This is a genomic window from Caldimonas sp. KR1-144 (assembly GCF_049446155.1).
Lineage (GTDB): Bacteria > Pseudomonadota > Gammaproteobacteria > Burkholderiales > Burkholderiaceae_C > Rivibacter.
Genome location: NZ_JBMSEE010000011.1, coordinates 98,423 through 119,590 on the forward strand (window position 1 = coordinate 98,423; position 21,168 = coordinate 119,590).

The window sequence follows — 21,168 nt, forward strand, 5'->3', positions numbered from 1 at the left end:
GAGCCACGCAGTATAGCACGAAGATTTTCCTTGTCTTGCGGTGTTGCACGCGAAAGTGCAGAACCGGTGCGATCACGCGATGGCCGCGGCCGCGCGGAAGGCGTGTGCCGCGCGCTCGCTGGCGCCCTCGTGCTCGGCCATCGCGGCAAGGCGCAGCCAGGCTTCGCGCCGCGCAACGCCGTCGAGCGAGTCGTCGGCCGCGGCGGCTTCGAGCAGCTGGCGCGACTTGCCCCACAGGCCGCGCGCCGCGAAGGCGCGGCCGACCGCGTAGGCCAGCGCCGGTTCCTGCGGAAAGCCGGTCAGCGCGGCTTCGAGGCGCGGCAGCCAGTCGGGGCCGATGCCGTCGCTGGCGAGCGCCAGTGCGCGCGCGATCACGTCGCGCTCCTCGCGCGTGAGTTCGCCGAGGCGGTCCCAGAACGGGCGCAGCCAGGCGCGCGCCTCTTCGGGCCAGCCGAGCGAGACGAGGTGGTTCGCGGTGCGCGCGGCGATGAAGGCGTCGCGCCGCTCGTTGGCGTCGAATTCGCGCCAGGCGCGCTTGATCTGGTCGAGGTCGCGCGTCGCGTCGATGGCCTCGTAGGCCAGCGAACGCATCAGGCCTTGCGCGGCGGCCGGCGAGAAGGCCTGGTGCTTGCCCAGCAGGCGCGCGGTGCGCAACGCTTCGCCGGGTTGGCGCGCAAGACGGGCCGCAGCCAGCTTGAGCCGCAACGCCTGCGTGCGCCGCGCGACGCCAGGCGGCAGCTGTGCCACCAGTTCGAGCGCGCGCGCGGCGTCGCGGTCGTCGATGGCCCATTCGGCCGCGAGCAGCAGCGCGCCCTCCTCCGCAGCGCGAGCATTGCCGCGCTGCGCGATCGAGAGCGCGCGCTCGAGTTGCTCGTTGCGGCGCGCCTTGTCCTGCAGGCGGTGCAGGCTGCCGGCGGCGAGCAGGTGGCCCAGCGCGGCGAACTCGCGGTCGTCCTTCAGCTCGGGCGTGTCGAGCTGGATCGCCACGGCGCGCTGCGCGGCCTTGTGCGCGCGGCTGAAGCGCCCGCCGAAATACTGCGCCAGCGCCTCGCGCAGCGCGGCCTGCGCGGTGCGATCGCGCCGCGCGACGCGCCACTCGCGCGCGCGTCGCGGCATGCCGACCAGCGCACCGATGCCTTGCAGCAGCGCGTTGAGCACGATGCAGAACACGACGACGCCGACGACGAACAGGTTGAGCGAAAGATCCACGCGCCACGGCGCCCAGTAGATCGTCACCACGCTGTCGTTGCCGCCCAGCAGCGTGGCCGCGACCACGGCCACGATCGCCAGCAGCAGAACCCAGACGACGGTACGCATTCGCGGCGTCCGTGGTCAGCGACCGGCCGCGGCCGCGGCGAGCGCGGCCAGGGTCTCGTCGGGCCGCGGCACGCCGGCCTGGCGGGCCTGGCTGGCCACGCCGCGCACGAGCTCCGACAGCGCCGCGGTGCGCCGCGCGTGGCGGTCGGCATAGCGGTCGATCGCGGCCTGCGCGGCCTGCAGGTCGGTCTGCACCGTGTCGAACTGGCGCGACAGCAGCGCGAGCCGCGCGTTCAACAGGCGCAGCTTGAGGTTCTCGCGCAGGAACCAGCTCTGCTCAGGCGCGAGGAGCATCGCGTCGGGCTGGTCGATGCGCGTCACGCGCAGCAGGCTGCGCACTTCGTCCCAGACCGTTTGCGCCCAGGCGCGCCCGGCGCTGGACCAGTCGGCCGCAGCCGAGGCCGCCGAGGCCGCGGGCTGCGGCGCCGATGCGGAGCCGCGCGTGATCGCCCGCGACGGCTTGGCGGGCTCGGCGGCGCGCGGCTCGGCCGCGAGCAGCGGCAGGTCGTCGACCATGCGCACCGCTTCGTCGAGCTTGATGATGAGCGTCGGCAGATCGGCCACCGCGACGGCCTTGACGCGATCGAGATCGCGCGCCACCGCGCGGCGCACGCCGGCCAGGCGCGGCTGGTTCACGCGCGCAAGCCGCTCGTCGGCACTCTTCAGGGCCGCAACCACCGGCTCGGCGCTGCCGGTCAGCGTGGACTGCTGCAAGGCCACGCGCAAACCAGCCTCGATGTCGACGACGAGGTTCTCGTCGCGCGAACGCGAGAGTGACTGGATCAGCTCCTCGAGCTGGCTGCGCTGCAGCGCCGCTTCGGCGACGCGGGCTTCGAGCAGCGTGGCCTTGGCCAGCGCCTCGCGCGCGGCGTCTTGCGCCTGCTTGGCGATCACGCGCGACTCGGTGACCTGGCCCTGTGCGTCCTGCTGGCGGCGCACGAGCTCCTGCTCGAGGGCGCGCATGCGCTGATGCGTGGTCCACGCGAAGGCACCGATGCCGGCGGCAGCCAGCAGCGCCGCCAGCGCCAGGACCGGCGTGATCCGTTGCGGGCGCGGCTTCGCGGCGGGCGGCACCGGCGCGGCGCCGGTGGGTTCGACAGTGGGAGAAGTCGCGTCGGTCACGGTGCGAAGGATTCTATCGACGGGCCTTGTGCGCCCACGTCACGCAGCGCAGCCGCGATCGCGGCCGGTTCGGGCGCCACGAGCCCGGGCTCGCGCCAGCCGAGGGCGCGTGCGCGCTCGGCGATGCGCGGGTGCGTCACGAGCGCCCGCATCGAGCCAGGAACCAGGGGCAAGCCGGCCTCGAGCGCGAGCACATGCAGGCGCTCGATCGCCTCTGCGCTGCTGAACAGCCACGCGTGATCGGCCGGCTTCGCCAGCGCCCCGGCCAGCAGCGCGTGCTGCGCGGCATCGAGCAGCGCCGGCCCGCGCTGATAGACGGCCTGCAGCTGCACCGTTGCCCCGGCCTCGGTGAGCTGCCGTGCCAGCCACTCGCGGCCGCGGCCGACCGCAGGTGCCGCGTCGGCCACGTCGGCCCCGCGCAGGATGAGCACGCGCGCCGCGCGCCAATCACGCCGGCCTTCGAGCGCGTCCCACAGCGACTCGGAGTCGAGCGAGCGCGCATCGGCCGCCGGTTCGACCACGCATGCCGCCGGCACGCCCGCCGCGCGCAAGGCCTGCGCGGTGCCGCGCCCGGGCGCGGCGGCCATGAGCCCGGCCGGCCACGCCACCTGCGCCGGCCGCTGCGCGAAGAACTGGCCCACGGCGTTCGCGCTGACGAACACCAGCGCCTGCCATTGGCTCAGCCGGCTCCACAGCGCGCGCACCGGCGCCGTGTCGGCCAAGGGCGCGATGCCGATCAGCGGCAGCGCCTGGGCATTCACGCCCTCGGCGCGCAGCGCCTCGACCCAGCCCGCCACCTGCTCGGCGGGCCGCGTCACGAGCAGGGTCGGCGCGGTCACGGCTAGGCGAGCAGCTCGCGCCCGCCGTTGCCGAGCAGCTGCTGAGCGACCTCGCGGCCCAGCGCCTCGGCCTGCACGGTGTCGCTCACGACCGCGCTCGCGCGGGCCGTGACGAGGCCGCGCGGTGCGACGCCCTCGGCCGGCTCGGCGCCCAGCGCGGCGCGCAGCTCGAGCGTGCGGCCGTCGGCCGCGAAGCGCGCGTGCGCGGCCAGCGGCATGCTGCAGCTGCCGCCCAGCGTGCGCGCCACCGCGCGCTCGGCATGCACGGAGAACCAGGTCGGCCGGTGCGTCAGCGCCTCGACGGCCTGCCACAGCAGCGGGTGCTGCGTTCGCGCATCGGCGCGCAGCTCGATGCCCAGCGCGCCCTGGCCCGCGGCCGGCAGCATCACGTCGGGATCGAACACGCCGCGGATGCGCGCCGCCAGGCCCAGCCGCTTGAGCCCCGCGGCGGCGAGCACGATCGCGTCGTAGCGGCCTTCGTCGAGCTTGCGCAGGCGCGTGTCGAGGTTGCCGCGCAGCGGCTCGATGCGCAGGTCGGGCCGCAGCGCGGCCAGCTGCACGACGCGGCGCAGGCTCGAGGTGCCGACCACGGCGCCTTCGGGCAGCGCGTTCACGTCTGCGTAGCTCGTCGAGACCCAGGCATCGCGCGGATCCTCGCGTTCGAGCACGGCCGCCAGTGCAAAGCCGGCCGGCAGGTCCATCGGCACGTCCTTCAGCGAGTGCACCGCGAGGTGCGCCGCGCCGGATTCCAGCGCGGTCTCGAGCTCCTTGACGAACAAGCCCTTGCCGCCGACCTTGGCCAGCGTGCGATCGAGGATCTGGTCGCCGCGCGTGGTCATGCCCATCAGCGTGACCGGCGCGGCAAGAGATGGGCCGAGCAGCGCGCGCACATGCTCGGCCTGCCACAGCGCGAGGCGGCTCTCGCGCGTGGCGATCACCCAGGGAGAAAGCGTCGTCGAAGTCATTGCGGGAATGCTAGCAGCGCCACCCCGGCGCACCGCGCCGAACGGTCGTTCGCAAGCTGCGTACGCCTCGCCGGCGGTTAGCATGGCCGCTTTGCCCACCAGCCGAGCAGTCCCATGCCCGCCCGTCGCGCCGCCGCCACCGATCGCCCGCTCGTCGAAGACATCCGCCTGCTCGGCCGCGTGCTGGGCGACGTGATCCGCGAACAGGAGGGCACCGAGGCCTTCGAGCTGATCGAGCGCATCCGACAGCTGGCGGTGGCCTACCGGCTCAAGCGCGACGCCGCGGCCGGCCGCAAGCTCGACCGCCTGCTGCGCGAGCTGAGCGTCGAGCAGGCGGTCTCGGTGGTGCGCGCGTTCAGCTATTTTTCGCACCTGGCCAACATCGCCGAGGACCGCCACCACGTGCGCCGGCGCGTGCATCACGAGCGCCTGGGCCACGTCCAGGAGGGTTCGCTGGCCGCCAGCTTTGAGCGGCTCAAGAAGCGCGGCATCAAGCCGCGCGAGATCGCCGAGCTGCTGGCGCGCGCCCATGTCTCGCCGGTGCTGACCGCCCACCCGACCGAGGTGCAGCGCCAGAGCGTGATGGCCGCCGAGCGCTCGATCGCCGAGCTGATCGCCGAGCGCGACGGCCTGGACGGCGAGCACGAGCTTTCGACCAACGAGGCCCGGCTGCGCGCGCGCGTGGCCCAGCTCTGGCAGACGCGCCTGTTGCGCCCGAGCAAGCTCACGGTCGGCGACGAGATCGACAACGCGCTGCGCTACTACCACTCCACCTTCCTGCGCGAGATTCCGCAGATCTACGCAATGCTCGAGGAGCAGCTCGGCGAGCACGAGGTCGGCCCGTTCTTCCGCATGGGCAACTGGATCGGCGGCGACCGCGACGGCAACCCCAACGTCACCGCAGCGACGCTGCAGCTCGCGCTCGCGCGCCAGTGCGAGACCGCGCTGCGCCACTACCTCACGCAGGTGCACGAGCTCGGCGGCGAGCTGTCGATGTCGGCGCTGCTGGTCGAGGTGACGCCCGAGCTCGCGGCGCTGGCCGAGCGCTCCGGCGACGACCATCCGCAGCGCCAGGACGAGCCCTACCGCCGCGCGCTGATCGGCGTCTATGCGCGCCTGGCGGGCACGCTGCACGCGCTCACCGGCACCGAGGCGCTGCGCCATGCCGTCGCGCCGTCCACGCCCTATGAAAGTGCCGACGATTTGCTGGCCGACCTGCGCACGGTCGAGGCTTCACTGGCCAGCCACCACGGCGCCGCGCTCGCGGCCGACCGGCTCGCGCCGCTGATCCGCGCGGTGCAGGTGTTCGGCTTCCATCTCGCGACGATCGACCTGCGCCAAAGCTCCGACCAGCACGAGCTCGTGCTGGCCGAGCTGTTCAAGGTGGCGCGCATCGAGCCCGACTACGCCGCGCTCGACGAAGACGCCAAGATCGCGCGCCTGGTCGAAGCGCTCAACGACGCGCGCCCGCTGCGCGTGCCGCACGCGGCCTACAGCGCCAAGACGCAGGGCGAGCTGGCGATCTTCGAGGCCGCGCGCGAGGGGCGTGCGCGCTTTGGCGCCGGCGCGATCCGCCACGCCATCATCAGCCACACCGAGACGGTGAGCGACCTGCTCGAGGTGCTGCTGCTGCAAAAGGAAGCCGGGCTGATGGAAGGCACGCTCGACGACGGCGCGTCGACCGCGTCGCTGATCGTCGTGCCGCTGTTCGAGACCATCGCCGACCTGCGCCACGCCGCCGACATCATGCGCGGCTACTACGCGGTGCCCGGCGTGCTCGACCTCGTGCTGCGCTCCGGCGCCGAGCAGGACGTGATGCTCGGCTACTCCGACAGCAACAAGGACGGCGGCTTCTTCACGAGCAACTGGGAACTCTACCGCGCCGAGACCGCGCTGGTGGAACTGTTTGCGCCGCTGCAGGCGCAACACGGCCTGGTGCTGCGTCTGTTCCACGGCCGCGGCGGCACGGTCGGCCGCGGCGGCGGCCCGAGTTACCAGGCCATCCTCGCGCAGCCGCCCGGCACGGTGAACGGCCAGATCCGCCTGACCGAGCAGGGCGAGGTGATCGCCTCCAAGTACGCCAACCCCGAGATCGGCCGGCGCAACCTCGAAACCCTCGTCGCCGCGACGCTCGAAGCGACGCTGCTGCCGCCCGCGCGGCCGGCGCCGAAGCTGTTCCTCGATGCGGCGGCCGAACTCTCTGCACGCAGCATGGCGGCTTACCGCGCGCTGGTCTACGAAACCCCGGGCTTCACCGACTACTTCTTCGCCGCGACGCCGATCCGCGAGATCGCCGAGCTGAACATCGGCTCGCGCCCTGCCTCGCGCAAGGCCACGCAGGCCATCGAGGACCTGCGCGCCATCCCTTGGGGCTTCAGCTGGGGCCAGTGCCGCGCGGCGCTGCCGGGCTGGTACGGCTTCGGCTCGGCGGTGATGGGCTGGCTCGACGCGGCGAGCAGCACGCGCGAGCGCACCGAGCGCACGAAGCTGCTGCAGCGCATGCACAAGGAGTGGCCCTTCCTGCGCACGCTGCTGTCGAACATGGACATGGTGCTGGCCAAGGGCGACCTGGCCGTGGCGGCGCGCTACGTCGAGCTGGTGCCCGACCGCCGGCGCGCGCAGAAGATCTTCGGCGCGATCCAGAGCGAATGGCAGCGCACCGAGCAGGCGCTGGCGCTCGTCACCGGCGAGCGCACGCGCCTGGCGGGCAACCCGGCGCTGGCGCGCTCGATCGCGCACCGCTTCCCCTACCTCGACCCGCTGAACCACCTGCAGGTCGAGCTGATGCGCCGCTACCGCGCGCAGAAGGACGACGAAGGCGCGGTGCACGAGCGCGTGCAGCGCGGCATCCACCTGTCGATCAACGGGGTCGCGGCGGGCCTGCGCAACTCGGGTTGACGACGCCTCGAACGCAGCCGGGGCACGAGCGCTTCGGTGGCCCTGCTGGCCGATCCGCTCAAGGATCTGTCCGACGCCGATGTCGCCGCGCTGGCCAGGCGCGCTCATGCCCAGGCGCGCAAGGCGGCACGCCAAGCCGATCTGGCGCTGCGTGCACGCATCGCGGCGGAGGTCGCGCAGGCCCGGCAGCACGTGCGGGACTTCCTGGCCCAGCGCGCGGCCGCATGACCGAGCGGCTTCGCCCGGTCCTCATCGTGATCGCCGGGCCCCACGGCTCCGGCAAGACCACCGTCACGCGGCAGCTGCGCGAACACAAGGCCTGGCTCGCCGGCGTCGAGGTCATCAGACCTACGTCGAGCAGCGCAATGCCTGGTCGGACGCGCTCTGGCGCGCGGTGGCGCCCCGACGCAATCGCTGAGCCGCGGCCGCGGCCGCGACGGTGGCCGCTGCCGCGGGAACTTCCGTAGCCACGCCGCGCAGGCGAGTGCGCTATACAGGCGCTTTCATCGACACCCCGACGGAGGCTGCCCATGCGTGCCACGAGACTCTTGGCCCTGACCGCTGCGGCGGTCGCCTTGCTCAGCGCCTGCACCAGCCCGGGCCAGAGCACTGCGCAGGCGACGGCCAAGGGGCCGATGAGCTTCTTCGTCACCAGCGTCGGCAGCGGCAAGGGGGCCGACCTCGGCGGCCTCGCGGGCGCCGATGCGCACTGCCAGAAGCTCGCCGCCGCCGCGGGCGCAGGCAACAAGACCTGGCGGGCCTACCTGAGCGTGCCGGGCACGTTGCCCTCGGGCGGCACCCCGGCGACGCCTGCCGTCCATGCGCGCGATCGCATCGGCAAGGGACCCTGGTTCAATGCCAAGGGCGAGCTGATCGCACGTGACCTCGAGCACCTGCACGACGGCAACCTCATCTCCAGGGCGACGGCGCTCGACGAGCGCGGCAACACCATCAAGGGCCGCGGAGAGACCCCGCTGGAACACGACATGCTCACCGGCTCGCGCGCCGACGGCACCGCGTTCGCGCCGCACACCGACACGAGCTGCGCCGGCTGGACCCGCGGCGGCGCCGAGGGCTCGGCCATCGTCGGCCATCATGACCGCGCCGGCCCGACGGCCGACAACTGGTCCACCTCGTGGAACTTCTCGCACCAGACGGCCGGCTGCAGCCAGGAGGCCCTGGTCAAGACGGGCGGTGTCGGCCGCTTCTACTGCTTCGCGGCCGACTGAAGCGCCGCGCGCTCGCTGCCCCTGAGGGGAATCAGTCCCGTTGGGCGACGGGCGCCTCTTCATGGGCATGGCCTTCATGGCCGTGCCCATGCTCGTGCGACACGCCCGTCACGGCCGCGATCAGCAGCAGCCCCGCGGCCAGCCAGCCCAGCTGCGCCAGCAGCTCGCGCCACGCAAGCCGGCGCTGCAGCTGCGGGATCAGGTCGGCCACCGCCACATAGATGAAGCTGCTCGACGCCACCACCAGCAGATAGGGCGTGAGCTGCTCGAACGGGCCGATCACGAAGTAGCCGATCACGCCGCCGAGCACGGCCGCCAGGCCCGAGATCGCGTTGTAGGCCAGCGCGCGTGCACGCGTGAAGCCGGCGTTGAGCAGCACGATGTAGTCGCCCACCTCCTGCGGGATCTCGTGCGCGATCACCGCCGCCGCGGTCGCCACGCCCAGCCGCGTGTCGGCCAGGAAGGCCGCGGCGATCAGCACGCCGTCGCAGAAGTTGTGGATGCTGTCGCCCACCAGCACGCTCCAGCCGCCGCGCCCGGCCTGCTCGGCGTCGAAGTGGTGGTGATGGTGGTGGCCGTCGCCCTCGTGGTGATGGGTGTGGCGGTAAAGCTCGACCTTCTCGAGCAGGAAGAAGAACAGCAAGCCGCCCAGCAGCGTGAGGAACAGACCCTGCGGCTGGGCGCCCGCGTGCTGCTCGAACGCCTCGGGCAGCAGGTTCAGCAAGGCGGTGCCCAGCAGCACGCCGGCCGACAGGCTGACCAGGTGGCGCACGATCAGCGACAGCACCGAGACCGTGATGCCGGCCGCGATGGCCACCGACAGCACGCCGCCGACCAGCGTCGCCGCCACGATCCACACGAGGGTCATCGACATGTCGTCGTTCTTTCTTCTTGCTCGTTCGATGCGCCGGCAAAACAAACCGCGCCCCGAGGGCGCGGTCGGCGTTCGCGTCGCGGGGTTTGTCAGGCCACGCCGTTCGCCTTGAACCAGGCCAGGCAGCGCTGCCAGCCGTCGTCGGCCGCGTCCTTGCGGTAGCTGGGCCGGTAGTCGGCGTTGAAGGCGTGCGGCGCGTCGGGGTAGACGTGGAACTCGCTCTTCTTCGCCGCCGGGCTGCCCGCCACCAGGGCCGCTTTCATCTTATCGACCGTGTCAAGCGGGATGCCCTGGTCCTGGCCGCCATAGAGGCCGAGCACGGGGCCGTCGAGCTCGCCGGTCAGGTCGACCGGCTGCTTGGGCGTCAGCTCGTTGGTTGGCCCGACCAGGCGGCCATACCAGGCCACGCCGGCCTTCACCTTGGGGCTGTGCGCGCTGTACAGCCAGGTGATGCGCCCACCCCAGCAAAAGCCGGTCACGCCGAGCCTGCCGGCATCGCCGCCGTTCGCCTGCGCCCACGCAACGGCGGCGTCGAGGTCGCCCATCACCTGCGCGTCGGGCACCTTGGAGACCACTTCCTTGAGCAGCGTCGGGATGTCGGGCTGGTTCTTCGCGTCGCCCTGGCGCACGAAGAGCTCGGGCGCGATCGCCAGGTAGCCCTGCTTCGCGAAGCGCCGCGCGACGTCGGCGATGTGCTCGTGCACGCCGAAGATCTCGCTGACCACGAGCACCACCGGCAGCTTGGCCTTGCCGGCCGGCGCGGCGCGGTAGGCGGGCATCTGGAAGCCGCCGACGGGAATCGTGACCGGGCCGGCGACCAGGCCTTGCGTGTCGGTCGTGATCACGCCTTGCGCGGCCACCGGCATCACGGCCGCCGCAAAGCCGGCACCGACCGAGGTCTGCACGAAATCGCGGCGGGAGAAGTCGCGCGAGGGCGTGAGGCTGTCGAACTCCTGCTTCAGCATCGTCGGGTCTCCGCAGTCGAGTGATGGAGCGGGCGATTCTAGGAAGGCCCGTGTGTTGCGCGACGCACGGGGCTTTGCGTCACGGGCTTCGCGGACAATCCCGGCCATGCAGTCATCGCGACACGACCTTGCCGACGCCGCCACCGAGGCGCCCACCGCCGCCCCGGCCGCCGCCGCCAACGGACCGCTGGCCGCGATCGACATCGGCTCCAACAGCTTCCGGCTCGAGATCGGCCACATCCACCGCGGCCGCTACCGCCGCATCGACTACCTCAAGGAGACCGTGCGCCTGGGCGGCGGCCTCGATTACGAGGGCCGGCTCACCGAACCTGCGCAGCAGCGCGGCCTGGCCTGCCTGGCGCGCTTCGCGCAGCGCCTGCGCAGCGTGCCGGGCGTGCAGATGCGCGCGGTCGCGACGCAGACCCTGCGCGAGGCCCGCAACCGCGACGCCTTCCTGGCTCGCGCCCGCGGCGTGCTGGGTCATCCGATCGAGGTGATCTCGGGCCGCGAGGAAGCGCGCCTGATCTTCGCCGGCGTTGCGCGCCTGCAGCCCAGCGACCGTCCGCGGCTGGTGATCGACATCGGCGGGCGCTCCACCGAGATGATCCTCGGGCGCGGCCGCGTGCCGCGCATCGCCGAGAGCTTCCAGGTCGGCAGCGTGAGCCTGTCGATGCGCTACTTCGGCGACGGCCGCTACACCGCCGAGGGCTTTCGCGCCGCGCAGATCGCCGCCGGCGCCGAGCTCGAGGAGGCGCTGCAGCCCTTCGCGCCCGGCGGCTGGGTCGAGGCCCTGGGCTCCTCAGGCACGGCCGGCGCGGTCTCGCAGCTGCTCGCCGCCAACGGCGTCACCGACGGCGCCATCACGCCGCAGGGCCTGCGCTGGTGCATCGGTGCCTGCCTCGCCGCCGGCCACCAGGACAAGCTCGACCTGCCCGGACTCAAGCCGGAGCGCCGCGCGGTGCTGGGCGGCGGGCTGTCCATCCTCTACACGCTGGCGATGCAGTTCGGCATCGACGCGCTGCAGCCCGCCCGCGGCGCGCTGCGCCAGGGCGTGCTGTTCGACCTGAGCGACCGCCTCGGCGCCGCCGGCGATCCCGAGCACGCCGCCGTGCTCGACGTGCGCGAGCTCTCGGTCACCGAACTGCAGCGCCGCTTCGGCGTGGATCTCGCTCAGGCCGACCGGGTGCGCGTGCTCGCGCTCGAGCTGTACGAACGCCTCGTGCCCGAGCAAGGCCTGCTGATCGAGTTCGAGGACGAGCGCCGGCGCGAGCTGGGCTGGGCCGCGTCGCTGCACGAGATCGGCATGTCGGTCTCGCACCACGACCACCACCGCCACAGCGCGTACCTGCTGGCGCATGTCGATGCGCCGGGCTTCTCGCAAAGCCAGCAGCGCCGCGTCGCCGAGCTCGTGCTCGGCCATCGCGGCAGCCTGGCCAAGCTGGCGCACCTGGGTGACGAAACCGTGGCCGCGCAGGTGCTCGCGCTGCGCCTGGCGGCGCTGCTGTGCCACGCGCGCCGCGACGAAGGCGGCAGTGGCGTCTTGCGGCTCGAGCTCACGGGCAAGGGCGCGCGCCTGGCGATCGACAGCGACTGGGCCACGGGGCATCCGCGCACGATGTACCTGCTGGGCGAGGAGGTCGCTTCGTGGGCGCAGTCCGGTCGGATGGGATTGCGCATCGAGACGGTGTAGGCCGCGGCAGCGCAGCGCGGCCCACAGCCGCCTCACAACATCTCGACGCCCTGCACCGCCAGCAGCACGACCTGCGCATCGCCCTCGCGCTCGCGCTGGCGCAGCCACCACACCGCGCCCTTCTTGATCGCCCACGGGTGGTCGTGCCCCGCGAGCAGCCGCGCCGCCACCATGCCCAGCGTCGGCTGGTGGCCGATCACCAGCACCGGCTCGGGACAGCCTGGCCAGCGCGCCGCGGTCAGCACGCCGTCGACGCTGCCGTCGGGCGCCAGCGGCGACAAGGTCTTGAAGCTGCGACCCAGCGCCTTGGCGGTCTGCTGGCAGCGCAGCGCCGGGCTGGCCAGCACGCGTGTGCTCTCGGCCAGGCGGCGGTTGAGCCACTCGGCCATGCGCTGCGCCTGGCGCTCGCCCTTGGGCGTGAGCGCGCGCTGCAGGTCGTCCTGGCCCTCGCGCAGCAGATGGGCTTCGGCGTGGCGCCAGAGGATCAGGTCCATGTCCGCCGGCCCGGCTGCACCCTGTCAGCTGCTCTTGAGCGCGAGCAGCGCCTGCTGCGCGCTGGGGCCGTCGGTGCCGACGCGCTCGTAGCGGCCATCAGGCTGCTGCCGCCAGGCGTCGCGGCCGTCGTGCAGGTAGGGCTGCAGGCATTCGTCGATCACGCGCTGGCGCAGCGCCGCGTCGCGCACCGGCCAGGCGAGCTCGATGCGCCGCAGCATGTTGCGGCTCATCCAGTCGGCACTGCTGAGGTACAGCGCCTCGTCGTCCTCGCCGTCGCCCCAGCGGAAGTACAGCACCCGCGTGTGCTCGAGAAAGCGCCCGACGATCGAACGCACGCGCACGTTGTCGGTCGCGCCGGGCACGCCGGGCGCGAGCATGCAGGCGCCGCGCACGATCAGGTCGATCTTCGCGCCGGCCTGCGCGGCCTCGGCCAGCGCCTCGGCCAGCGTCTCGTCGGTGAGCGAATTGAACTTCGCGACGATGCGTGCGTTCGCGCCCTCGCGCGCGGCCTGCGCGACGCGCCCGATCAGCTTGATCAGCTGGCGCTGCAGCGTCGACGGCGCGAGCAGCAGCTGGCGCGGCGCCCGCCCGCGCGTGAGGCTGGCGAGCTGCTGGAACACGCCGTCGGCGTCGCCGGTCAGCTCGGGGTCGGCGGTCAGCCAGCCGACGTCGGTGTACAGGCGCGCGGTCTTGGCGTTGTAGTTGCCGGTCGACAGGTGCGCATAGCGGCGCAGCACCGGCTGGCCGTTGCCGGCGCGCTCGCGACGCGTGATCAGCAGCAGCTTGGCGTGGGTCTTGAGGCCGACGATGCCGTAGACCACCTGCGCACCCACCGCCTCGAGCCGCTCGGCCCAGTTGATGTTGGCCTCCTCGTCGAAGCGCGCCTTGAGCTCGACGACCGCCATCACTTCCTTGCCGCGGCGCGCCGCCTCGAGCAGCAGGTCCATCAGAGCGCTCTGGCTGCCGGTGCGGTAGATGGTCTGCTTGATCGCCAGCACGTCCGGGTCGCTCACCGCCTCGCGCAGCAGCTGCACCACCGGCTCGAAGCTCTCGAACGGATGGTGCAGCATCACGTCGCCTTCGCGCAGTCGCTCGAAGATCGAGCCCTGGCGCGGCAGCGTCGCCGGCCACGACGGCTCGTGCGGCGCGAAGCGCAGCGAAGGCAGGCCGCCGCTCACGTCGTCGTCTGCCTGGTCGATCAGCTCGTTGAGCCGCACCAGGTTCACCGGCCCGTTGACCTTGTAGAGCGCCGCTTCCGGCAGCGCGAACTGCGACAGCAGGAAGTTGCTGAGCGACTCGGGGCAGGTGTTGACCACCTCGAGCCGGATCGCCTGGCCGAAGTGGCGCGTCGCCAGGCCCGAGCGCAGCGCGGTGCGCAGGTTGGCGATGTCCTCGTCGTCGACGTCGAGGTCCGAATCGCGCGTGACGCGAAACTGCGAGAAGGCCTCGACGGTGCGCCCCGAGAACAGCTCCTCGAGATGCGCGCGGATCACCGACGACAGCAGCACGAAGGCCTGCTGGCCGTGCGACAGCGAGGCCGGCAGGCGGATCACGCGCGGCAGCACGCGCGGCACCTTGACGATCGCGATGCGGTTCTCGCGCCCGAAGGCGTCGGTGCCGCCGAGCTCGACGATGAAGTTCAGCGACTTGTTTGCCACCTGCGGGAACGGGTGCGCCGGGTCCAGCCCCACCGGCACCAGCAGCGGACGCACCTGGCGCTGGAAGAACTGGTCGACCCAGCGGCGCTGCGCCTCGTCGCGCTCTGCATGGTTGAGCACGACGACGCCGCGCTGCTTGAGCGCGGGCATCACCGAGTCATTGAAGGCGGCGTACTGGTCGTCGATCAGGCGGTGCGCGGCCGCCGCGACGTCGGCCAGCGCGCGGCGCGTCGGGCCGCCCTCGGGCTGCTGGGCGGCCTCGAGCACGTCGGCGAAGCGCACCTCAAAGAACTCGTCCATGTTGGACGAGACGATGCAGATGTAGCGCAGGCGCTCGAGCAGCGGCACGTCCTCGCGCTGGGCCTGGGCCAGCACGCGCCGGTTGAACTCCAGCATGGCCTGCTCGCGGTTGAGCAGGGGAACGATGGGATTGCGAACGGGCGATGGAACATCAGGCGTAACGGCGCTCATCCCCCAAGTCTAGGAATTTTCGAAGTCCGTTCGGTGACACCCGGCCCTCATGAAAAAAGGGTCCGCAACCGTTTGCACGGCCGCGGACCCACGGCGACGCACGGGTGCTGCGGCGCCGCCCAGGTGCGGCGCCGTGCGTTCCCGGCGGATCGGAGGTAATCGATTCAGAAGTTGTGGCTGACGCCCAGGGCGATCACCGAGGTCTTCTCGTCGGGGAAGTTGCCGTTGGCGATCACGCTGGTGCGCGCCGTCGAACCGACGTCGGCATCGGCGATCGCGTACTGCAGGTAGATCGTCGTGCGCTTGGAGATCGCGTAGTCGTTGCTGATCACGAAGGTCTTGGTCTTGTCGCCGCTGTTGTCGTCGTCCTTGCCGTCGTAGTAGGTGACGTTCAGCGTGTGGTTGGGCATCCAGGCCCAGTCGGCGCCGATGCCCCAGAACTTGACCTTGCTGATCTCGGTGCCCAGCACCTCTTCCTTCGCGCCCTGGTAGCTGGCCTTGATCGTGAACGGCCCCAGCGGCAGCGCCGCGCCCACCATCCAGTGCTTGGTGCCGCTGTTGTCGGCGGGGCCGTCGATCTTCTGGTACGAGCCCGAGACCGTGAACACGTTGGTCGTGTAGTTGGCGCCGATCACCTCGGAGCGACCCACGCCCTCGCCGGCCGCGACGCCGACGCCGAGGTAGACCGGGCCGAAGTTGTTGCTGTAGGTCACCGCGTTGCCCAGGAAAATGCCCAGGTCGTTGACGGTGTTGCCGGCCGGGAACTGGTTGAAGGCGTAGGGATACAGGCCGGAGAGGTTTTCCTTGAAGGCGCGCGGCTCGGTGCCGAGGTTGGCGAGGATCGCCGGGCTGTACTGCCGCCCCAGCGTCACCGAGCCCCAGCCGCCCTTGAGGCCGACGTTGGCCTGGCGACGGAAGCCGCCGGAGCCCAGCTGGCCGGCGCCCGGGCCGGTGGCCGCGCCGGTGTCGGTCGCGAAGTGGGCTTCGAGGTTGAAGAAGGCGCTCAGACCGCCGCCGAGATCCTCGGTGCCGCGCAGGCCCCAGATGCTCGGGCGGATGCCGCCATTGGCGAGCTCGACGCGGCTGTCGTCGACGGTGGCGAGCTTGCTGCTGTACTGCACTGCCGCATCGAGGCGGCCGTAGAGCGTGACGTTGCTTTGGGCGCTGGCGGCGCCGGCGCATGCCGCGAGGGCGGCGCCGAGGATCAGCGACCGCGAGACGGTCACCTGGCTGCTTCTCTTGCTCATCGTGTCTCCTCGTTGGAATGTGGGCCGGCGAAACGCCGTCTTGCGGCTTTCGCCGCGCGCTGCCTTGTGCAATCGCTATGCCACTTGGCGCCCGGCAGCCACGCTGTGTCAAGCCGAGGCGGCCGAATGGCGCGCTGCGGCACCGGTTTGCGCCGCGCCGCCACACGCTGTGCCGCGTACGCCGGGCGAACCCGCTCCCACGACGCAAAAAAACGCACCGGTGATCGAGGGCAATGGCGGGGTTGGCTGTCACACACTGGCGCAGCTCGGCCACACAGTGGCCGGCCCGGGTGTCACGCGAGCGACAGCGACGCCGCGCGCGGGCGCCTCAGGCGGGCACGCGGGCTGCGTTGGGTTGTCGCAACACCGCGGCCGCGGCGGCCATGCGCGAGGACCAGTCGACGATCTCCAGCCGGCCGTCGGCATGCTCGACCAGGGCGGTGAGGCTTTCGACCCAGTCGCCGTCGTTGGCGTAGAGCACGCCGTCGATCATGCGCAGCTCGGCGTGGTGGATGTGGCCGCAGACCACGCCGTCGGCGCCGCGGCGCTGCGCCTCGCGCGCGACCGCGCGCTCGAAGTCGCCGATGAAGTTCACCGCGCGCTTGACCTTGAGCTTGAGGTACTTGCTCAGGCTCCAGTACGGCAGCCCCAGGCGCGCGCGCAGCGAGTTGAACCAGCGGTTGAGCTTGAGCGTGAACTCGTAGGCCGAGTCGCCGACGTAGGCCAGCCACTTGGCGCACTGGATCACGCCGTCGAAGTAGTCGCCGTGGGTGATCCACAGGCGACGGCCGTCGGCGGTCTGGTGCATCGCGTCTTCCAGCACCTCGATGCCGCCGAACTCGTGGTCGAGGTACTTGCGCGCGAATTCGTCGTGGTTGCCCGGCACGAAGACCACGCGCGTGCCCTTGCGCGCCTTGCGCAGCAGCTTCTGCACGACATCGTTGTGGGCCTGCGGCCAGTACCAGCTGCGCTTGAGCTGCCAGCCGTCGACGATGTCGCCGACCAGGTACAGCGTGTCGCACTCGAGGTGCTTCAGGAAGTCCAGCAGCGCGGTCGCCTGGCAACCGGGCGTGCCCAGGTGCACGTCGGAGATCCACGCCGCGCGCACCGAAAGCCGCGCGGCCGGCGCCGGCTCGTCGGCGACCGGCTCCGCGGGCCGCGGTGGGAGCGCCCCCACTGGCGGGGCCAGCGCCTCGCGCCGCAGCCCCTGCGCCTGGGTCCATGCCCGCCAGTCGATCGCCATCTTTCGCATGGACCCACATGCTCGCAGCCGAGCGTGACAGCCGCGGGTCGCCCACATGACGCGACGATGAAGCCGCGACAAGCGGGCGACTACCTCCCGTGTCCTTGGGGGTCGGCGGCGGCTGACAGCGCCCGGCCCGGCTTCCTAGACTCGGCGGGCCTCGTCGACCCCGGCCGTACCGGCCGCCAGGTCGACGAGGACACCCCACCCGGCCCGCGCGGCCACGAGCCGCCGGCGCCGACGTTTTGTCTGCCGAGGAAGGACCCAGATGAAGACGAAGCGATCCTGCCCGCGCAGGTGGCTCGCCGGCGTGGCGCTGTGCGCCGCCGGTGCCGCCCTGGCGCACGACCCCGCAGCCGAAGCCGCCGACACCGCCCCTGCTTCGACCGAAGCCCGCAAGGCGGTGCGCGACCCCGAGACCGGCCGCCTGCGCGCGCCCGAGCACGGCGAGCGCATCCAGGCGCCCAGCGCCGCCGCCGAGGCGCGCCGCGCGCAGGCGCTGCAGCGCTTCAGCGGCACGCGCGCGCTGGCCGGCGCGCGCGGCGCCTCGGGCTTCAAGCTCGACGCCAGCCACCTGAGCTTCGCGGTCGCGCGCCGCGACGCCGACGGCAAGATCGCGGTCGACTGCGTCACCGGCGAGAGCGCGGCCGCCGCCGCGATGGCCGGCGCCTCCACCCATGCCCACGCGCAAGGAGGCGACCATGCGCAGTAAACGCCTCTTGCGATCGCTGCTCGGCGCCGTTCTCGCCGCGCCGCTGCTGGCCGGCGCCGCGACCGTCTCCATCATCAACGGCAACGCGCCCGGCGTCGGCTTCAACGACCCGACGCCGGCCGCGCCGGTGGGCGGCAACAACGCCGCCACGGTCGGCGCGCAGCGGCTCGCCGTGTTCACCGCGGCGGCCGAGCTGTGGGGGTCGAAGCTGAACTCCGACGTGCCGATCACGATCCTCGCGACCTTCGACCCGCTGTCGTGCGACGCCACCAGCGCCACGCTGGGCGCGGCCGGCACGATGACGATCTGGAAGAACTTCGCCAACGCGCCGATGGCCGACACCTGGTACCCCTCGGCGCTGGCGAACAAGCTGGCCCGGGCCGACCAGCTCAGCGAGCCGCAGCCCGACGGCAGCGAGGCCGACATCATCGCGTTCTTCAACGCGGATCTCGGCCAGTCCGACTGCCTGGCCGGCTCGGGCTTCTACCTCGGCCTGGACGGCAACGCGCCGGCGGAGCTGATCGACCTCTACACGACGGTGCTGCACGAGTTCGGCCACGGGCTGGGCTTCCAGGCGCTGACCAGCGGACAGACGGGCCAGCGGATCGAGCGCACGCGCGCGATCTGGGAGTTCCACATGTACGACCCGCTGCAGCGCAAGACCTGGGCGGCGATGAGCGACAACGAGCGCCGACAATCGGCCCTGGTGCCGCGCAACCTGGTGTGGAACGGTCTCACCGTCACCGCCAAGTCGTCGAAGGTGTTGTCGATGGGCGTGCCCGAGCTCTTCGTCACCGGCGCCGGCTTCAACGGCACGCTGATGGTCGGGCCGGCGCAGTTCGGCCCGAGCTTCGAGGCGCAGCCGGCGGCCGGGCCGGTCGCGCCGGTGATCGACCAGAAGGATGGCAGCGGCCTGGCCTGCGCGCCGCTCGACGCGGCCAACGCGGCGCGCGTGAACGGGCGCATCGCACTGGTCGACCGCGGCACCTGCGCGTTCACGGTCAAGGTGCGCAATGCGCAGGCGGCGGGTGCGATCGCTGTGCTGGTGGCCGACAACGCCGACGGCACACCGCCGCCGGAGCTGGGCGGCGCCGACCCGCTGGTGACGATCCCGTCCGGGCGCATCACCAAGGCCGACGGCGCGGCGATCCGCAAGACGCTGACCAGCGGCCCGGCGGCGACGCGCAGCGTCAGTGCGTCGCTCTACTTCAATGCGCAGAAGCTCGCCGGCACCGACGTCAACGGGCGCGTCTTCCTGTTCACGCCCAATCCCTACCAGCCGGGCTCGTCGATCTCGCACTGGGACACGCTCGCGCGCCCCAACCTGCTGATGGAGCCCTACGCCGAAGCGGGCCAGGCGATCGCGGTGTCCTCGCCCAAGGACCTGACGCTCGAGCTGCTCGAAGACATCGGCTGGTAAGCCGCTCATCGCAACGCCGCCGAGGCCCGGCCATGCCGGGCCTTTTTTCTTTCATCCCACACGAGGCCTGTCACCGCGGCGACGGGTGCGGGGCAGGCGCCTGCCTACGATGGCCCGTCGTTCGACGTCACCGCAGGAGGCCTGACATGCTCGACGCGATCCGCGCCATCAACGCCACCGCGGCGTTCAACCGCTGGGCCGGCTTCGAGGTCACGCAGGCCGCCGCGGGCGAGGCCGAGCTGTGCATGGACTGGCGCGCGGACGACATGGGCCAGTACGCGGGATTCCTGCATGCCGGCCTGATCGGCGCGATGCTCGACACCGCCTGCGGCTTCGCCGCCGCGACCGTGGCGGGCCAGGTGCTGGCCTCGCACTTCTCGGTCAACTGCCTGACGCCGGCGGTCGGCACGCGCTTCATCGCGCGCGGCCGGGTGATCAAGGCCGGACGCAAGCAGGTGTTCGCGCGCGCCGAGTTGCATGCGCGGGCCGACGACGACACGCTGCGGCTCGTCGCCACCGGCGACGCGATCCTGGTGCCGGTCGAGGCGAAGGCCTGAGCCGGCGGGCGCTTCAGGCGCCCAGCAGCGCGATCGCGCCAGCCGCGGCCAGGCCGAACAGGCAGATCCAGGTGCGCGCCTGGGCCATCGCACGGCGGCGCAACACGCCGGCCAGGCTGCGGCCCTGGGCCCAGCGGTGCAACGCATGGCAGACGAAGGCACCGCCGCCGGCCAGCAGCATCACGATCGCCATCGCGAGCTGCATCGCGGCATGCCCGGGGCGCGCCGCCATCGCGAACGCCAGTGCGCCCAGCAAGGCGCCGGACAGCACGGCCTGCACGTGCAAATGGGAGGAGAGACGCGAGACGAGCCGCAGGCCGAGCGCGGCGGCAGTCGAACGGGGAGCGGGACGGCGAGGCATGGTGCGCCATTGGAACGGACGTCGCCGGCCGTCGGAGGCAGAAAAGGGCGAACGTTCGTAAGGTTCGTCGCCGGATCCGTCGCCGGCAGGGTCTTTGGCGCCCCGACGCGTTCGTCGTACCGCCACGCGCTAGCCTTCGCCGCATTTCGGCCTGGGAGGGGCAAAGGTCATGGAGATCGGCTTCATTGGTCTGGGCGTGATGGGCGAGCCGATGGCGCTCAATCTCGTGCGCGCCGGCACGCCGCTGCTCGTCTGGAGCCGGCGCGCCGCCGCCTGCGAACCGCTGCGCGACGCCGGCGCACGCGTCGCAGGCGATGCCGCGCAGGTCTTCGAGCAGGCTCGCACCGTGATCCTGATGCTGGCCGACGACGCCGCGCTCGACGCGGTGCTCGCGCGCGGCACGGCCGACTTCGCCCCACGCGTGCGTGATCGCACGCTGGTCGTGATGAGCACGCATGCGCCGGCCTATTCGCGCGCGCTCGAGGCCGATGTGCGCACGGCGGGCGGTGGCTACGTCGAGGCGCCGGTGTCCGGTTCGCGCAAGCCGGCCGAGGCGGGCCAGCTGGTCGGCATGCTGGCCGGCGAGCCCGACGCGGTCGATGCCGTGCGCCCGCTGCTGGCGCCGATCTGCCGCGAGACCGTGGTCTGCGGCGCCGTGCCCGGTGCGCTGCTGATGAAGCTTTCGGTCAACCTGTTCCTGATCACGATGGTGACGGGACTGGCCGAGGCCTTTCATTTCGCCCATCGCAACGGCGTCGACCTGCAACGCTTTCGGGCCGTGCTCGACGCCGGACCGATGGCCAGCGACGTCTCGCGCGTGAAGCTGCAAAAGCTCGTCGCCGGCGATTACGCGGTCCAGGCTGCGATCGCCGACGTGCTGAAGAACAATCGCCTGGTCGCCGAGGCCGCGCGCGAGGCCGGACTCGCCTCGCCCCTGCTCGACGCGTGCCATGCGTTGTACGGCGAGACGCTGGCGCTGGGCCACGGGCGCGAGGACATGGTGGCCGTGCTGCGCGCGCTCGAAGCTCGCACCGACGGCGCATAACCCGCTCAGCCAACAGCGGCGCGCCGCCAGGCCGCGCACCTTCCAACGGACGCCGCGGAT

General features: G+C 72.1%; 19 protein-coding genes. 8 read left to right on the top strand and 11 right to left on the bottom strand.

Annotated elements, in window-relative coordinates:
• Positions 1 to 72: 72 nt before the first annotated feature.
• The 4 genes from ACO2TI_RS21545 to hemC are packed head-to-tail and all read right to left on the bottom strand — an operon-like array spanning position 73 to position 4,243.
• A complete protein-coding gene (locus tag ACO2TI_RS21545) occupies positions 73 to 1,317 on the bottom strand; it encodes a heme biosynthesis HemY N-terminal domain-containing protein (RefSeq protein ID WP_423287295.1) in 1,245 nt (414 codons plus the stop codon).
• A 15-nt stretch (positions 1,318 to 1,332) separates the two neighbouring features.
• Positions 1,333 to 2,439, bottom strand: coding sequence for a uroporphyrinogen-III C-methyltransferase (locus ACO2TI_RS21550; protein WP_423287297.1), 1,107 nt, complete (start codon positions 2,437 to 2,439; stop codon positions 1,333 to 1,335).
• Positions 2,436 to 3,278, bottom strand: coding sequence for a uroporphyrinogen-III synthase (locus ACO2TI_RS21555; protein ID WP_423287299.1), 843 nt, complete (start codon positions 3,276 to 3,278; stop codon positions 2,436 to 2,438). The genes ACO2TI_RS21550 and ACO2TI_RS21555 overlap by 4 nt, the downstream gene beginning before the upstream one ends.
• 2 nt (positions 3,279 to 3,280) lie before the next feature.
• Entirely contained in the window at positions 3,281 to 4,243 is a 963-nt protein-coding gene (hemC, locus tag ACO2TI_RS21560) for a hydroxymethylbilane synthase (protein ID WP_423287301.1), read from the bottom strand.
• Positions 4,244 to 4,357: 114 nt separating this feature from the next.
• On the opposite strand from hemC, the gene ppc reads away from it, so the two are divergent.
• From ppc to ACO2TI_RS21575, 3 genes are all read left to right on the top strand, one after another.
• Positions 4,358 to 7,141: a phosphoenolpyruvate carboxylase gene (gene ppc / locus ACO2TI_RS21565; RefSeq protein ID WP_423287303.1), complete on the top strand. Its 2,784-nt coding sequence runs from the start codon at positions 4,358 to 4,360 to the stop codon at positions 7,139 to 7,141.
• A 36-nt stretch (positions 7,142 to 7,177) separates the two neighbouring features.
• A complete protein-coding gene (locus tag ACO2TI_RS21570) occupies positions 7,178 to 7,369 on the top strand; it encodes a hypothetical protein (protein WP_423287305.1) in 192 nt (63 codons plus the stop codon).
• A 302-nt stretch (positions 7,370 to 7,671) separates the two neighbouring features.
• A complete protein-coding gene (locus ACO2TI_RS21575) occupies positions 7,672 to 8,370 on the top strand; it encodes a hypothetical protein (RefSeq protein ID WP_423287307.1) in 699 nt (232 codons plus the stop codon).
• Positions 8,371 to 8,401: 31 nt separating this feature from the next.
• On the opposite strand, the gene ACO2TI_RS21580 is transcribed toward ACO2TI_RS21575, so the two are convergent.
• Together ACO2TI_RS21580 and ACO2TI_RS21585 are read right to left on the bottom strand one after the other, a co-directional pair.
• Entirely contained in the window at positions 8,402 to 9,238 is an 837-nt protein-coding gene (locus ACO2TI_RS21580; protein ID WP_423287498.1) for a ZIP family metal transporter, read from the bottom strand.
• Positions 9,239 to 9,333: 95 nt separating this feature from the next.
• Positions 9,334 to 10,209, bottom strand: a complete 876-nt coding sequence (locus ACO2TI_RS21585; RefSeq protein ID WP_423287309.1) for a dienelactone hydrolase family protein — start codon at positions 10,207 to 10,209, stop codon at positions 9,334 to 9,336.
• A gap of 106 nt (positions 10,210 to 10,315) precedes the next feature.
• Here ACO2TI_RS21585 and ACO2TI_RS21590 point away from each other — a divergent pair, with 106 nt between their 5' ends.
• Positions 10,316 to 11,899, top strand: coding sequence for an exopolyphosphatase (locus ACO2TI_RS21590; RefSeq protein ID WP_423287311.1), 1,584 nt, complete (start codon positions 10,316 to 10,318; stop codon positions 11,897 to 11,899).
• 32 nt (positions 11,900 to 11,931) lie between these two features.
• Here the strand turns inward: ACO2TI_RS21590 and ACO2TI_RS21595 are convergent, their stop codons facing one another.
• The 4 genes from ACO2TI_RS21595 to ACO2TI_RS21610 form a co-directional block, all read right to left on the bottom strand.
• A complete protein-coding gene (locus ACO2TI_RS21595) occupies positions 11,932 to 12,393 on the bottom strand; it encodes a SixA phosphatase family protein (RefSeq protein WP_423287313.1) in 462 nt (153 codons plus the stop codon).
• A 24-nt stretch (positions 12,394 to 12,417) separates the two neighbouring features.
• The gene (gene ppk1, locus ACO2TI_RS21600; protein ID WP_423287315.1) at positions 12,418 to 14,523 is read right to left on the bottom strand and encodes a polyphosphate kinase 1; all 2,106 of its coding nucleotides are present in this window, start codon (positions 14,521 to 14,523) and stop codon (positions 12,418 to 12,420) included.
• Between the two features lie 164 nt (positions 14,524 to 14,687).
• The gene (locus ACO2TI_RS21605) at positions 14,688 to 15,770 is read right to left on the bottom strand and encodes a porin (protein ID WP_423287317.1); all 1,083 of its coding nucleotides are present in this window, start codon (positions 15,768 to 15,770) and stop codon (positions 14,688 to 14,690) included.
• Positions 15,771 to 16,098: 328 nt separating this feature from the next.
• The gene (locus ACO2TI_RS21610) at positions 16,099 to 17,013 is read right to left on the bottom strand and encodes a UDP-2,3-diacylglucosamine diphosphatase (RefSeq protein WP_423287500.1); all 915 of its coding nucleotides are present in this window, start codon (positions 17,011 to 17,013) and stop codon (positions 16,099 to 16,101) included.
• Positions 17,014 to 17,281: 268 nt separating this feature from the next.
• Between ACO2TI_RS21610 and ACO2TI_RS21615 the strand changes: the two genes are divergently transcribed.
• The 3 genes from ACO2TI_RS21615 to ACO2TI_RS21625 all read left to right on the top strand — a co-directional run bounded on the left by ACO2TI_RS21615 (position 17,282) and on the right by ACO2TI_RS21625 (position 19,702).
• Positions 17,282 to 17,725 carry a post-PEP-CTERM-1 domain-containing protein gene (locus ACO2TI_RS21615; protein ID WP_423287319.1) on the top strand — a complete coding sequence of 148 codons (444 nt, stop codon included), beginning with the start codon at positions 17,282 to 17,284 and terminating at the stop codon, positions 17,723 to 17,725.
• On the top strand, positions 17,715 to 19,145 hold the full coding sequence (locus ACO2TI_RS21620; protein ID WP_423287321.1) for a PA domain-containing protein: 1,431 nt from the start codon (positions 17,715 to 17,717) through the stop codon (positions 19,143 to 19,145). The genes ACO2TI_RS21615 and ACO2TI_RS21620 overlap by 11 nt, the downstream gene beginning before the upstream one ends.
• A 146-nt stretch (positions 19,146 to 19,291) precedes the next feature.
• Entirely contained in the window at positions 19,292 to 19,702 is a 411-nt protein-coding gene (locus ACO2TI_RS21625; protein ID WP_423287323.1) for a PaaI family thioesterase, read from the top strand.
• Positions 19,703 to 19,715: 13 nt separating this feature from the next.
• Here ACO2TI_RS21625 and ACO2TI_RS21630 read toward each other — a convergent pair whose 3' ends face one another.
• Entirely contained in the window at positions 19,716 to 20,063 is a 348-nt protein-coding gene (locus ACO2TI_RS21630; protein WP_423287325.1) for a hypothetical protein, read from the bottom strand.
• A gap of 169 nt (positions 20,064 to 20,232) precedes the next feature.
• Between ACO2TI_RS21630 and ACO2TI_RS21635 the strand changes: the two genes are divergently transcribed.
• A complete protein-coding gene (locus tag ACO2TI_RS21635; protein WP_423287327.1) occupies positions 20,233 to 21,108 on the top strand; it encodes an NAD(P)-dependent oxidoreductase in 876 nt (291 codons plus the stop codon).
• The last annotated feature ends 60 nt before the right edge of the window (positions 21,109 to 21,168 follow it).

Excerpts from the sequence above, each read along its gene's own strand:
- ACO2TI_RS21545 (WP_423287295.1), bottom strand. The coding sequence starts at position 1,317 with ATGCGTACCGTCGTCTGGGTTCTGCTGCTGGCGATCGTGGCCGTGGTC.
- hemC (WP_423287301.1), bottom strand. The coding sequence starts at position 4,243 with ATGACTTCGACGACGCTTTCTCCCTGGGTGATCGCCACGCGCGAGAGC.
- ppc (WP_423287303.1), top strand. The coding sequence starts at position 4,358 with ATGCCCGCCCGTCGCGCCGCCGCCACCGATCGCCCGCTCGTCGAAGAC.
- ACO2TI_RS21575 (WP_423287307.1), top strand. The coding sequence starts at position 7,672 with ATGCGTGCCACGAGACTCTTGGCCCTGACCGCTGCGGCGGTCGCCTTG.
- ACO2TI_RS21580 (WP_423287498.1), bottom strand. The coding sequence starts at position 9,238 with ATGACCCTCGTGTGGATCGTGGCGGCGACGCTGGTCGGCGGCGTGCTG.
- ACO2TI_RS21585 (WP_423287309.1), bottom strand. The coding sequence starts at position 10,209 with ATGCTGAAGCAGGAGTTCGACAGCCTCACGCCCTCGCGCGACTTCTCC.
- ACO2TI_RS21590 (WP_423287311.1), top strand. The coding sequence starts at position 10,316 with ATGCAGTCATCGCGACACGACCTTGCCGACGCCGCCACCGAGGCGCCC.
- ACO2TI_RS21595 (WP_423287313.1), bottom strand. The coding sequence starts at position 12,393 with ATGGACCTGATCCTCTGGCGCCACGCCGAAGCCCATCTGCTGCGCGAG.
- ppk1 (WP_423287315.1), bottom strand. The coding sequence starts at position 14,523 with ATGAGCGCCGTTACGCCTGATGTTCCATCGCCCGTTCGCAATCCCATC.
- ACO2TI_RS21605 (WP_423287317.1), bottom strand. The coding sequence starts at position 15,770 with ATGAGCAAGAGAAGCAGCCAGGTGACCGTCTCGCGGTCGCTGATCCTC.
- ACO2TI_RS21610 (WP_423287500.1), bottom strand. The coding sequence starts at position 17,013 with ATGGCGATCGACTGGCGGGCATGGACCCAGGCGCAGGGGCTGCGGCGC.
- ACO2TI_RS21615 (WP_423287319.1), top strand. The coding sequence starts at position 17,282 with ATGAAGACGAAGCGATCCTGCCCGCGCAGGTGGCTCGCCGGCGTGGCG.
- ACO2TI_RS21620 (WP_423287321.1), top strand. The coding sequence starts at position 17,715 with ATGCGCAGTAAACGCCTCTTGCGATCGCTGCTCGGCGCCGTTCTCGCC.
- ACO2TI_RS21625 (WP_423287323.1), top strand. The coding sequence starts at position 19,292 with ATGCTCGACGCGATCCGCGCCATCAACGCCACCGCGGCGTTCAACCGC.
- ACO2TI_RS21630 (WP_423287325.1), bottom strand. The coding sequence starts at position 20,063 with ATGCCTCGCCGTCCCGCTCCCCGTTCGACTGCCGCCGCGCTCGGCCTG.
- ACO2TI_RS21635 (WP_423287327.1), top strand. The coding sequence starts at position 20,233 with ATGGAGATCGGCTTCATTGGTCTGGGCGTGATGGGCGAGCCGATGGCG.